Raw genomic sequence first — 13,218 nt, 5'->3', positions numbered from 1 at the left:
TATTTTATAATATTAAATTGAAATTACTGAGTAAGGTTCGTCTGCGCTTGTTTGAGCAAACGATACATTTCATCTTTTAATTTAAGTTTTTTTCGCTTTAGAAACTCAATATCATCATTAATTACATTAACTGGATTTAGTTCCAAATGCGTAATTTCATGATCTAGCGTTTCATGTTCCTCGAAAATTTTAGCGAAGTGAGGGTTTTCTTCTCTTAAAGGCTGAATAAGTTCACGGAACTCAGGGAAAAGGTTTTTCAGCTTTTTATTGCATTCTTTAACTTTCATTGATGGTTTAATCCTTTCATTCTAATCAATAAAAAATAAATGCATGTAACAGTACATGCATTTATGTGGGCTTGCTTTATTTGAAGTATTTCACTTGCTTGCGCAATTGTTGTACTTCATCTATCAGATCCATCATCATGGCGACGGCAGGGAGACTTGCTTCAAAATCCCGTTGCAAGCGATAAGCTCTCCGTGCTCGAGTAAGTTCTTCACCAAAAAATTGATGGATTTTTTGCTCAGAACGAGCTGGTAGAATTTCATATTCAAGTAATTGCAAAACCCATTCAGGACTTTGTCCACATGCTTGGGCAAAATGCTTTAAATCAAAAATATATTGTTCATCAATGATTTCAGCCTCTAAATATCCATTTTTGTACACTTCTCGGTACTGAATCGTTGTCATGATTCACCTCCTTCATCACGAGGGTTGAAATGTGTAAATGCTTGAGCAAATTGCTCATATGCCTGTTTTTGCTGCGGGGATTCTGCTCTTGGATAAACAATATTCAGGATTAGATAAAGGTGTCCCGGGGGTGAAGAGGGAATCCCTTTTTCTTTAATACGGAGCTGTTTGCCATAAATTGTATGTTCAGGAATGCTGACTTTAATCTTTCCAGAGGGGGTTTTTAGCTCGATGTCTTGGCCTAAAGCAGCTTCCCAAGGACTAATATTAATGTGATAGTAAATGTCTGCCTCATCGACATACATATTGTCAGTGGTTTGATAATGGATTTGTATATAAAGGTCGCCATTTTCACCGCCTGATAAACCGGATTGTCCTTGACCTTTGAGTCGAATTTGCTGACCGTTTTTTATTCCTTTGGGGATTCTAATTTCAAGGGTTTTTCGCTGAACTTCAGGTTGTCCATATGCATTAAAAGTGGGTATACGCAATTGGATGGATTGAGTGACACCTTCAAAAGCGACTTGTAAGGGCACTTCTATACTGGCATGTTGATCTTCACCACGAATCGGCTGGGATTTATATTGGTGTGAGCGCTGTGCATAACCTCCACCAAAACCTGTTCCAAAACGCCCAAACAAATCTTCAAAGCCAGAAAATTCATGATTTGTATGGTTTTCACTATCCGAGAAAGGAGACTGACTATTCAACTGATCGAGTTGTTGATCGTACTCTTGTTTTTTTAAAGGATCACTTAATGTGTCATAAGCCGTATTAATTGCCTGCATTTTTTTTTCGGCATCAGGTGCTTGACTGATATCGGGATGGTATTTCCGAGCCAGTTTTCGATATGATTTTTTTATTTCCTCAGGACTCGCATCGCGATCTAGTCCGAGTTCCTCATAATAATTATTTGCCATTAAGCAAAAATAACCGTTGATTAACTTTTAATCATTATGAGCAGACTTTCGAAGACTACAATATGTTCAGATGGTGAATAATTGTTTCAATTTCTTACAACAAAAAAAATCAGCAAGTAAAACTTGCTGATTTTCGAAGAGAACTGTTTAGGATTAACTGAGGTGCTCGCCGAATAGACCAAGAGCTTCTTCAGCAGTAAATCTGTATTGAGTGTTACAGAATTGACAGTCCATGGTAATAGGGTTCTGTTGTTCTAAAATTTCACGCACAGATTCAGCACCCACCTGAATTAATGCTGTAGAGCAACGCTCTTTAGAACATGTACAGCCAAATTGAAGTTGTTCAGCTTCAGGTAGTCTGACTTCTTCTTCATTATATAAGCGATACAAAATTTCTTGCGCATCCAGCTCAGTAAGTTCATCTGTTTTTAAGGTTTCAGTGAGCATGGTTAGACGAGGCCAGATATCTTCATCAACCTTTTGCTGCTCTTCATCATTGTTACGCGGTAATAATTGAATCAAAAGACCACCAGCGCGTTGAGCAGTACTAGCTAAAACGATCTTGGTTGGGATTTGGGCAGATAAATCATAATACTGCATGAGGCATTTAGCTAAATTCGGCTGATCTAAAGGCACGATACCCTGATAGCGTTCGCCAAATTCAGGTTCAATATTAATAAATAAAACTGGACTGACCAAAGTTTTCAGAACGATGCTGCTGTCTGATGCTTCTTCAAAACGTGGATCAGCTTCATATTCAGCTAATCCGCGTACTTCACCGAGGTGATTACATTCAGCCATAGCCCATTTTAAGGTGCCAGAAGCTTGAATTTGGAGGCTAATACGTCCCTTAATTTTAAGTGTGCTGGCCAACAATGCAGTCGCACTGAGCATTTCGCCCAATAAAATTTGAATCGCAGGTGCATAGGCGCGTTGCGCTAAAATTGTTTTAAGCGCATCTTCAAGATGTACGACTTCACCACGAACAGGGCTGTTATCAATAAAAAAACGTTGACGTAAATCAGACATAAAATTCTCCAAATCCCTGTCTAGATGGTGACGATATTGTAAATCACAAGTTAAAATTCTTCATCTCGACAAACATTAATTTGGTTTTGCGAGTGCTTAGCGCGTCGTTCTATAGAACTTACTTCAGAATCAATGGTTTCATCTAAACTTTCTGAAAGTGGTTGATGTTGTTGAGCATCATTTTCAAAAATTTGTTCGAGTTCCGCTAAGAAATTTCGATAGCTTTCAAAGACTTTTTGATCATCCGTATAGATGCGTTGTTGCTCAGCTAATAGACGCTCATCATAGTCTCTAAATATTTCAATACTATGTTGAGCATGTTCTTGACTTAAACCTAACGCGGTTAAGGTGCGAAATGCCATACCGAGTGAAGATAGAAAAGTTTCACGCCAAATATGCTCAATGCCTAAGTCTTTAAGTAAATGCATATGATGTCGATCACGGGCACGGACGATGAGTTTGAGCGTTGGATAATTCAAACTTAAATGGCGAGCAATATTCATCGACATTTCCACATCGTCTACAGCAAGTACAAATGCCTTAGCATGCTCGATGCCTGCAGATCTCAATAAATCAGGGGAGGAGGCGTCTCCATAATAAATTTTACCACCGTACTTTCTCACAAAATCAATTTTTTCTAAATTATTATCAATGGCTGTAAAGCTGACATGATTGAGATAAGCAACGCGCGCCACTATTTGTCCGACGCGTCCAAAACCTGCAATGATTAATGTTGAATGAGTGTCTGGTAATGGGACATCTTCAGCGCTATCAGTCTTTCGATCAAGATATGGAATGAGCCATCGTTGTGCAAGCCAGAAAATGACAGGGGTGAGTGCCATCGAAATTGCAATGATCAGAATCGTAGGGGATAACACTGCTTGAGTAATTAAACCTTCGGTATTCGCAACAGCTAAGATCACATAAGCAAATTCTCCTCCTTGAGCAAGACAAATGGCAATCAATACACTGGTTTTGCATTGAAATTTAAAATATCGCGCGATTGCAACCATGCTTAATATTTTTATGATGATCAGCACGAATGCCCCACCAAAAATGAATAGCGGCTGATCTACGAGGAGATCAATCGGTGTCATCATGCCTACGCTCATAAAGAATAAACCGAGTAATAACCCTTTGAAGGGTTGAATGCTCGATTCCAGTTCATGGCGAAACTCAGAATCCGCGAGTAATACACCTGTCAGAAAAGCACCGAGCGTGGTGCTTAATCCGAGCATATCCATAAACAGAACAACCGCTAAAACAATAAAGAGTCCAGCAGCCGTAATGAGTTCCGTTGCACCACTCTGTACAATGAATCTAAAAAATGGTCGCATCACATAGCGACTAAATAAAAATAAGCCAGTAAACGTTGCAACAACAGCGGCAAAATAAGCAATACCATGATGTGTAGACTGATTTCCCGCGAGTAGGGGAATCAGGGCGAGTAAAGGAATAGCGGCAATATCTTGAAACAGTAAAATAGAGAAAGATTGCTGACCATGCGCGGTATTCAGCTGCTGCTTTTCTGCAAGTAATTGCATGACAAATGCTGTAGATGATAAAGCAAGGGCAAGACCAATTACGACACTAGCAGCAAGATGCTGTTGGAAGAACAGCCAAATGGTTGCGACAAGAATTATACCTGTGATCAAGACTTGAGCACTTCCAATCACAAATATAGAGTGACGCATATTCCACAAGCGCTGAGGGCGTAATTCTAGGCCGATTAAGAACATCAAAAAAATCACGCCGTACTCAGCTAATTTCATTAATGTTTCGGCATCATTGGTCACATTCAATGCACTTGGACCAAGTAATATTCCTGTAAACAAATAACCTAAGACTGTCGCAATACCAATTTTTTTTCCGAGCGGAACAAAAATTAATGCGGCAGCTAGAAAAATTGTGATTTGTAACAACAATGGCATTGGCCTTCCCTAAAGTGGAATGTTGGACTGATGAAATTGTAATCGTGTCTGCTTTAGCTGTGTAAATTTAATTCATGTCTTCGACTTTGATAATTTAACTCTATTCATGATTAGCTTAGCTCTTGAGGATCTATATCAATACTGAGCTTCATCGTTGAAGGTTTTTGTTGAAGCACGAATGGCCACCATTCTCGTATATAGAAATGCATTTTTGCACGATCTGATGACAATAAAACCACATGTGCCTGATAACGCCCAGCCTTTCGCTCCATTGGCGCAGGAATTGGACCCCAAATCTCAATCAGCTCACCAGTATGTTGTTGGAGCGATTGTGTCATATTGGTTAAAAAATTGAGATTTTCTTCCTGACTACGCGATTCACAACGTATTAATGCTGCATAGCGCATTGGAGGGAGTAAAGCAGCTTGACGATCATGAAGTGTTTCACGAGCAAAAGCACGATAGTCTTTATTAATGAGCGTGTTGAGTAGAGGGTGATCAGGTCGTAAAGTTTGTAGATAAACCTCACCTTTTTTTTCACCTCGTCCTGCACGACCTGCAACTTGAACAATCAATTGGGCTGTTCGTTCCGTTGCTCTGAAATCAACACTGAGTAGGCCACTATCAATATCTAAGATTGCAACTAAGGTTACATACGGAAAGTGATGACCTTTGGCTAACATTTGCGTACCAAGTAAAATCATCGGTTTACTTTGATGAATTTGCTCGTAAATTTTTTGCCAACTCCCGACACGGCTCGTGGAATCACGATCTACTCTGACCACAGGAAAGTCTGGAAATAAAAGTTGTAAATTCTCTTCAACTTTTGCCGTGCCCATTCCAATAGGCTTCAAGGTGTGTTGCTGACAAGAGGGGCATTGATCAGGCAGTCGATTAATTGTCCCACAGTGATGGCAATGCAGGTGCTCATATGGTTTTTTATGAAGCGTAAAATGTGCATCACAATGGGGACAATTGGCTTGCCATCCACAGCTTTCGCAGATCAGGACAGGTGCATAACCACGTCTGTTTAAAAAGATCAGTACCTGTTCTTCTTGATTGAGTCTTTTTTGAATTTCTTTAATGAGTTGTTCGCTTATACCATGCTGTTTTTGAGCAATCTTTAGATCAATTAAATGAATTTTAGGTAAGCTTGCACCTGCGGCACGTTCATCGAGTTTCAGAATCGTTAATTTTTTTTGCTCCACCAAATGATATGAGTCAATACTTGGTGTTGCTGAGCCAAGGACAATGGGGCATTGCTCTAAATAAGCGCGATAGAGAGCAACATCACGTGCATGGTAGCGAAAACCTTCTTGTTGTTTGAATGACAGGTCATGCTCCTCATCTAAGATAATGAGCCCTAAATTTGGCATGGGGGTGTAAATCGCAGAGCGTGTACCAAGAATAATGGAGGCCTTCCCTGTTTGAGCATATTGCCAAGCTTGGAGGCGCTTTGTGTCATTCAGTCCGGAATGCAACAAGACAATATTGCAGTGAAAGCGAGATTGAAATCGACTGATAGTTTGAGGGGTTAAGCCAATTTCTGGTACCAGTACCAATACTTGCTGACCTTTTTGTAAAACCTCTTGCATGACTTGCAAATAAACTTCAGTTTTTCCGCTTCCAGTTAAACCATCGAGTAAAAATGCTTGATAGTGATTTTGTGCTTTTAAAATGGATTGAATTGCTTTTTTTTGATCATCATTTGCAGTCAATGGCATTTGAGCCAGCTGTACAGGTTCAGGACTAAAGTCCTGCTGAATCAATTTGCATTCGACGATTTCTTTCTTTTCAAGCGCTTTTAATGTTGATGTTTCCACACCACTCAAATTCAGTATCGTCTCGGCAGTCCCTTGAGGGTGTAGCTTTAAAATTTTATAAGCCTCTTGTTGTTTTAAAGATCGAGCCACTTTCTTTTCAGCGTCTAAATTTAAAACTTTCCAAGAGTGAGCTAATAAATTATAGGGTTTACCTTGCCTTAAAAATGTAGGCAAAGTGGTATGCATGACTTCCCCGATGGGGAATTGATAATATTGGGCAGACCACTGCGCGAGTTGAATGATCGTAGCATTGAGTATGGGTTGCAGATCCAAGATTTCAGTGATGGATTTCAGTTTGATTTTCGGATCTAATGGCGTTTCCGGTGCGATCTTTTCAAGTACGATTCCGACTAAGTTTTGACGACCAAACGAAACAAGAACACGGCAACCTATGTGTATAGTTTGGTATTGTTCTGCTGAAACTTCATAATCAAAACAATCATATAGATAAACTGGCACCGCGATGCGCACTCGATAAACAATTTGGCTTAATTCTGAAATATTTGTCATATATAGTCGTCAATCAATATGGTGAAAACTTATCGTGGATAACCAATGCTTGTGATAGAGTGTTCAAGTTGTTGCAAGTGATCAATATGAATGAAGAGAACGGTCTAAGGCAACTCTTAAGACATCATAATTAGGAAAATTAGAGCATTATCATGCCCGCATATCAATATACTGCCATCGATGCTTCAGGAAAGCAGCAAAAGGGTGTGCTAGAAGGTGATTCAGCCCGACAGATTCGACAACAGCTTCGGGATAAACAATGGATTCCAGTACAAGTTGATGCTGTAGAACAAAAAGACAAGCATCGAACTGGTGGTTTTTTTCAAAAAAAATTTACAGCTTATGACTTAGCTTTGATGACTCGCCAATTATCCGTATTAGTTGCTGCGGGGATCCCACTTGAGGAAGCATTAAGAGCAGTTGCCAAACAAAGCGAAAAAGCTCACGTGCAAAATTTGATGTTATCTGTAAGATCAAAGGTTTTAGAAGGTCATTCCTTGGCTCAAGGGATGCAACAATCTGGCAGATTCCCTGAACTTTATATTGCAACGATTGCTGCTGGTGAGCGATCAGGACACTTAGATCTTATTCTCGATCAATTGGCTGATTACACTGAAAATCGCTTTGCGATGCAAAAGAAGATTCAAGGTGCAATGATTTATCCTATTATTTTGATGTTGATGTCTTTCGGTATCGTAATGGGACTCATGACCTATGTAGTACCAGATATCGTTAAAACTTTTGACCAAAGTAAAGATGCGCTACCTTGGATTACGGTTGCTTTAATGAAAGCTAGTGATTTTATACGTCAAGCTTGGCCATTTGTATTGGTTGCATCGGCGTTGGGATTCTTTCTATTGGTGCGTTTTTTAAGGACTGCCGCAGGGCATTATGCTTTTGATCGTCTCACGTTGAAGTTGCCATTATTTGGAAAACTATCACGAGGTATTAATGCCGCCCGCTTTTCAAGTACCTTATCTATCTTAACGCAATCTGGTGTTCCTTTGGTCGACGCGTTGAAAATTGGTGCAGCAGTAAGTAGCAATTGGGTTATTCGAGATGCAGTCAATGTCGCGGCTGAAAAGGTCACAGAGGGTGGAAATTTGGCGACGCAACTTGAACGCTGTGGTTATTTTCCACCGATGATGGTGCAAATGATCAAAAGTGGTGAAGCCTCGGGTGAGTTGGATCGAATGTTAGAAAGAGCTTCGACGATGCAAGATCGAGAGGTTACTACATTGATTTCAACATTATTGGCGTTGTTGGAACCACTAATGTTGGTGTTAATGGCTGCGATTGTATTGGTGATCGTGATTGCTGTCATGTTGCCAATCGTCAACATGAACAATATGATTTAGACAGATTCAATAAATTCTAATAATGAATGAAATAGCGAGTGAAAACATGCGAAACAAGATGAAAATGCGAAAACAATCTGGTTTTACCCTGATCGAAGTGATGGTAGTGATTGTGATTTTAGGTGTGCTTGCAGCACTGATTGTGCCTAATGTCATGGGTCGTGGTGAGAAAGCGAAGGTTGATACCACAATCATTACGCTGAAAGGTGTTGCAGGTGCATTAGATCAATACAAATTAGACAACAACCAATATCCATCCATGCAAGATGGTGGCTTGGATGCTTTGGTCAATCAACCAGTTTCAGCAAAAAATTGGTTACCTGGTGGTTATGTGAAGGGTGGTTATCCTAAAGATAGTTGGGATAATGATTTACAATATGTGATTCCCGGTTCGGAAGGTCGTGCATATGATCTTTATTCATTCGGTGCAGATGGAAAGCAGGGTGGCGAAGGAAATGATGCTGATATCTTTTACACACCATAAATGACAATCATTATTAAAAACTATTCATGGTATTAATCACTTCACTTAATCGAATTAATAAATATTGAGTGAAGTGATAATCTTTATTATTTGATTTTATCTGGTTAAGTTTTTGATAATTATAATTTTTATAAATAATTGGTTTTTGAGATTTATAATAAGAATTATTCCCATATTTAATGGTTACAAGAAACAGAAAATATGAAGAAAATTAGGCTTTTTATTTTAATTTTTCCCTGCATAATGGAGCCAACAGCTTAGCTTGATAATAAGGGGGAATGATGAAAGCATTAATATTGTCAGATGAAATCAATTTATTTCATTGGACTGTGCTCAAGTCTGCACTGCTTATTTTGAGCTTATTGCCTATCAGTCATCTATTTATTGATCTTTGGTCAAATGCAGATGCAAGCAGTCAAATCATGATCGGGTTTCTGGCGATTAGTGTATTTAGTGCGATTACGATTTTAAGTTTTTATAGTGCACTTAAAGCATCTGTTTTGACGCTGTCTGATGTATCTTCAACATTTGAAGCGCTGCTGATTAAAATTTATCGATCTATTCCGATGTTGAGTTTGATGGCAATGCTGTCTTACCTCACAACACAAATTTAAAAAAACCGAGCATATTTGCTCGGTTTTTTTGATATAGAACGTATATTTGATTTGAACCAAGTGTTATCGACGAGATTTAAAACTGACATCGACAACACGTGGTCTAAAGTACCAACCCATCACCAATAAAATCAATGACAATCCCAATATTGGCCAATCACTGAATCTCGTATACCAAGTTTGCCCTTCCATTGCAGGTAGATCACCACGAAGAACCGCTTTTTGATCAATTGGGGCTTGGCTGACGATTTCCCCTTTGTGGTTGATAAAAGCAGTCACACCTGTATTGGTTGCACGAATAAACCAGCGTCCATTTTCTTTTGCTCGCATTTGTACCATTTGTAAATGTTGCCACGGACCAGCCGTACCCGTAAACCACGCATCATTTGAAACGGTGACGAGGAAATCACTATTTAGTGCATTGCGTCGGGTTAGGTTCGGATAGGCAACCTCATAACAAATTGCAGCAGCTAATTTGTGGTTGTGAATTGAAAAAGGAGCTTGATCCTGCGGACCACGTGAAAAACCGCTCATTGAAGGATCATTTTGAAGCGCAGGTAACACCCAACTTAACAGGCCAGACAGCGGAATATATTCACCAAAAGGAACGAGACGCTGTTTTTTATATAAGCCTGTAGCTTCATCACCAGATGCCATCATGGAGTTGTAATAACGCGGATAACCCAATGCCTTAGATTCATTTAAATCCCAATAAGGAATGCCTGTTACCCAAGCTGTGTTGGTACTTTTGGCTTGCTGATCCATTGCATCTAAAAATGGTTCAATATCTGATTGAAACATTGGGATAGATGATTCAGGCCAAACCACCAAGTCACGTCCCCATTCTGATCGCGTTAATTGTGCATAGATTTCAAGTGTCTTTACTTGATACTCAGTTAACCACTTTAAATCTTGAGGAATATTACCTTGGATTAAAGAAACGCTCAGCGGTGCTGATTTTTTTTCTTCTACAAAAGTTAAATAGGATGCGCCCCATGCACCTAGCAATACAATTGAAACTGGAATAGCCCAAAAGTAGCGTTTTCGTAGGAGTTCAACAAGTGCAGATGCAATGAGAATGACCACGAAAGAAACTGCAAATACACCAAATAAAGGTGCATAGCTATCTAAGAAACGCTCGGTAAAAGCATAACCTGCAAATAACCAAGGGAAACCAGTAAATACCCAAGTTTTTGCCCATTCAAAGAATACCCATAAAGGGGCAAAAGTAAGTGGTGTTTCTGGAAAGAATCGACGATATATCCAAGTTTGTATTGCTGTAAATAGCCCCATCACCAAGGCCATAATCGCAATCATGATGACACTTAAAAATGCAGATGTATCACCATACACATGGATAGAGGTGTATAACCAGAATGCACCAACAAACCATAAACCAAAACCGTAAGCCCAACCGATGAGGAATGCTTGTTTAGGATTTCGCTTACTGAGTGTGGCATATAGCAATGCTGGCGATAATATTGCCAGCCACCACCAATAAAAAGGCGCAAGTGCGAGACTAAAAGTCGCACCTGCTGTTAAAGCAATAAGGAGTGGGTAAATGAAAGGTAATGATTTTTGTTTTTCTGAAGGACTCAATAATTTTTGAAAATAGGCTCTCATTTACGCACAGCTCGAATCAGATGAATAGTACGGACATCTGCTTCCACAATGGTAAATTCCCAATCTCCCAATTCAATCACTTGTCCTTGAAGATCGCTGACTAAACCAATTTCTTGCAGTAATAGTCCACCCACAGTTTCCACTTCATCATCGGAAAATTCAGCATTTAAAACATTGTTAAAATGTTCAATTGGTGTAAGTGCTTGAACTAACCACGTGTTACTGCTGTTGCTGGTTTGATCTGGAACAATAAAATTGGCTTCTTCATCGACATTGTCATGTTCATCTTCAATTTCACCCACAATTTCTTCAAGAATATCCTCAAGTGTTACTAAACCCGAAGTAGAACCGTACTCATCAATCACAATCGCAATATGTGTTTGAGTGTTTTTTAGCATTCGGAGCACTTGATCAGAACGCGCGCTTTCAGGCACAAAAATCGGTTGGCGCATCAGCGAATGTACATTTACTTTCGAATCACGATCTTTTAAGAAAGGTAAGAGGTCCTTTGCCAAAAGGATACCAATGACGTTATCAGGTTGATCTGTTGAAAATACAGGGAAACGTGAGTGCGCTGACTCGATGAGAACATCAAGAATATCCAATAACTCATCATCTTCTTGTAAGCTGACCATTGAAGTTCGTGGAGTCATGACTTCACGAATTTTAGTCGCTGGAAGGTCAAAGATTCCCTCGAGCATCGCTACTGTATCTGGTTCGAGTAGTCGACGTGAATCTTGTACAATTTTTAACAGTTCATCTCGGGTTTCTGGGGCTGTGCCTAACCATTTGCGTAAGCCACGCATACCCCACGATGTACCTGATTCCTCTTGCATGATCTTTCCTAAAGACTCTTCAATTGAAAAAATAAGTTTTAATCATACCGAAGAAAATACGCTTGTCTATTGGTAAAATTTTGATTCCTAATGATCTATTTGATCATAGACCACTGTATTTGGAGTCTTTTTCTGAATTTGGGAGTGAAAAGATTGAATTATGATAAAATAATCGCCCAATCTTTTTAGGGCGATATTGAATGTCTGATTCTCAAGTTCAACCTCAAATCCTGTTGAATACTCGTGGTTTACGTTGTCCAGAACCGGTGATGATGTTACATCAAGCCATTCGTAAATCTAAGTCTGGTGATGTGGTGGAAGTATTTGCAACAGATAATTCAACTTCTTGGGATATTCCTAAATTCTGTATGCATCTTGGTCATGAATTGCTGTTGCAAGAAGAACGTTTAGATGACAATGGGAACAAAGAATTTCATTATTTGGTAAAAAAAGGTTAGCCCGTCGTGAATTAACGGTTGAAACAATTCATATCGTTTAAAATTGATTTTTTCGTGTACAATTTGGGTTAAGAATATCTAAATAATAATGATTAACTCATTTTGACATGAAGAATTTCATCAATAATATTCAGCGTACGATTGAACAGCTCGGTCTAACTGCCCAAAACAGAGCCCTCCACATCCAATTCAGTCATTCACAGCTGAATAGCCAAGTCTTCCTACAACGCATCGATGGCAGCCATGCCCTTAACGAAGGCGTGCAAGCAGAACTCGTCTGTCTCTCGACCAATGCCTTAATTCCACTCAAACAATTCATCGGCACACAAGTGGCCGTCGATCAAGTCACCGATCAAGGCACCCTGTTTAGAACTACAGGCATCATCACCGAAGCCTCACAAGGACAAAGCGATGGGGCACTGACCCTCTACAAACTCACGCTTAACGATGCAACCTCACTTTGGCACAAACGCCGCAACAGCCGCGTATTTATGAACAAATCCGTGGTCGAAGTGGTGGAAATCCTCTTTGAAGAATGGCAAAACAAAAGCCCACTCTTTGCCTCTAGCCTCAGCCTAGACCACAGTGGATTACAACAACAATACGACATCCGACCCTTCATCATGCAAAGCAACGAAAGCGACTACGACTTTCTGACTCGCTTACTACGCAGTGAAGGCATTAACTGGCTCATTGATGAAGCCCAACCGATTGTACCGAGCAACAACAGCCCGATTGAAGCACAAAAGCTCCGCCTGATTGACGACAACAGCCAATACCAAGCCCTTAACCGACGCAACATTCGCTACCACCGTAGTGATGCGACAGAACAATTTGATAGCATCACCAGCTTTATCGGACAACGTAGCCTACAACCCACCGCAGTCCACCTACAACGCTGGCAAGCCACAGCCCTCGAACAAGAAGAAGGCGCAGGCTCAG

13 protein-coding genes are annotated in these 13,218 nt (G+C 39.9%); 5 read left to right on the top strand and 8 right to left on the bottom strand.

Going from position 1 to position 13,218, the window contains the following annotated elements; all coding sequences use genetic code 11:
• Positions 1-23: 23 nt before the first annotated feature.
• The 6 genes from AC1M9A_RS07010 to AC1M9A_RS06985 form a co-directional block, all read right to left on the bottom strand.
• Complete coding sequence (locus AC1M9A_RS07010; RefSeq protein ID WP_035264053.1) at positions 24-287, bottom strand: HP1242/YdcH family protein; 264 nt, start codon at positions 285-287, stop codon at positions 24-26.
• Between the two features lie 76 nt (positions 288-363).
• The gene (locus AC1M9A_RS07005) at positions 364-690 is read right to left on the bottom strand and encodes a chaperone modulator CbpM (RefSeq protein WP_179998835.1); all 327 of its coding nucleotides are present in this window, start codon (positions 688-690) and stop codon (positions 364-366) included.
• Positions 687-1,610 (bottom strand): DnaJ C-terminal domain-containing protein, encoded by a 924-nt coding sequence (locus AC1M9A_RS07000; protein WP_481609934.1) that lies wholly within the window; start codon positions 1,608-1,610, stop codon positions 687-689. Before AC1M9A_RS07000 ends, AC1M9A_RS07005 begins: the two co-directional genes overlap by 4 nt.
• Before the next feature lie 153 nt (positions 1,611-1,763).
• Entirely contained in the window at positions 1,764-2,639 is an 876-nt protein-coding gene (hslO, locus tag AC1M9A_RS06995) for an Hsp33 family molecular chaperone HslO (RefSeq protein WP_092767221.1), read from the bottom strand.
• A gap of 50 nt (positions 2,640-2,689) precedes the next feature.
• Positions 2,690-4,570, bottom strand: a complete 1,881-nt coding sequence (locus tag AC1M9A_RS06990) for a monovalent cation:proton antiporter-2 (CPA2) family protein (protein WP_481609933.1) — start codon at positions 4,568-4,570, stop codon at positions 2,690-2,692.
• A gap of 110 nt (positions 4,571-4,680) precedes the next feature.
• Positions 4,681-6,903: a primosomal protein N' gene (locus AC1M9A_RS06985; RefSeq protein ID WP_481609932.1), complete on the bottom strand. Its 2,223-nt coding sequence runs from the start codon at positions 6,901-6,903 to the stop codon at positions 4,681-4,683.
• Positions 6,904-7,055: 152 nt separating this feature from the next.
• On the opposite strand from AC1M9A_RS06985, the gene gspF reads away from it, so the two are divergent.
• From gspF to AC1M9A_RS06970, 3 genes are all read left to right on the top strand, one after another.
• Positions 7,056-8,261: a type II secretion system inner membrane protein GspF gene (gene gspF, locus AC1M9A_RS06980; protein WP_035264068.1), complete on the top strand. Its 1,206-nt coding sequence runs from the start codon at positions 7,056-7,058 to the stop codon at positions 8,259-8,261.
• Positions 8,262-8,307: 46 nt separating this feature from the next.
• Positions 8,308-8,745 carry a type II secretion system major pseudopilin GspG gene (gene gspG / locus AC1M9A_RS06975; protein WP_035264112.1) on the top strand — a complete coding sequence of 146 codons (438 nt, stop codon included), beginning with the start codon at positions 8,308-8,310 and terminating at the stop codon, positions 8,743-8,745.
• 281 nt (positions 8,746-9,026) lie between these two features.
• Positions 9,027-9,359: a hypothetical protein gene (locus AC1M9A_RS06970; protein WP_035264069.1), complete on the top strand. Its 333-nt coding sequence runs from the start codon at positions 9,027-9,029 to the stop codon at positions 9,357-9,359.
• Positions 9,360-9,422: 63 nt separating this feature from the next.
• Here the strand turns inward: AC1M9A_RS06970 and lnt are convergent, their stop codons facing one another.
• Positions 9,423-10,982, bottom strand: a complete 1,560-nt coding sequence (gene lnt / locus AC1M9A_RS06965; RefSeq protein WP_481609931.1) for an apolipoprotein N-acyltransferase — start codon at positions 10,980-10,982, stop codon at positions 9,423-9,425.
• On the bottom strand, positions 10,979-11,818 hold the full coding sequence (locus AC1M9A_RS06960; RefSeq protein ID WP_092767211.1) for an HlyC/CorC family transporter: 840 nt from the start codon (positions 11,816-11,818) through the stop codon (positions 10,979-10,981). The genes lnt and AC1M9A_RS06960 overlap by 4 nt, the downstream gene beginning before the upstream one ends.
• 200 nt (positions 11,819-12,018) lie before the next feature.
• Here AC1M9A_RS06960 and tusA point away from each other — a divergent pair, with 200 nt between their 5' ends.
• Both tusA and AC1M9A_RS06950 read left to right on the top strand, forming a co-directional pair.
• The gene (gene tusA, locus AC1M9A_RS06955) at positions 12,019-12,276 is read left to right on the top strand and encodes a sulfurtransferase TusA (RefSeq protein WP_481609930.1); all 258 of its coding nucleotides are present in this window, start codon (positions 12,019-12,021) and stop codon (positions 12,274-12,276) included.
• Positions 12,277-12,383: 107 nt separating this feature from the next.
• Positions 12,384-13,218, top strand: an 835-nt coding sequence (locus tag AC1M9A_RS06950) for a phage late control D family protein (RefSeq protein ID WP_481609929.1), incomplete at its 3' end; no start/stop codon positions are given.

The sequence above is a fragment of the Acinetobacter sp. ANC_7634 genome (assembly GCF_056779875.1).
Note: the sequence above shows the minus strand (reverse complement) of the source record. Positions and strands in the feature narration are given on the sequence as shown.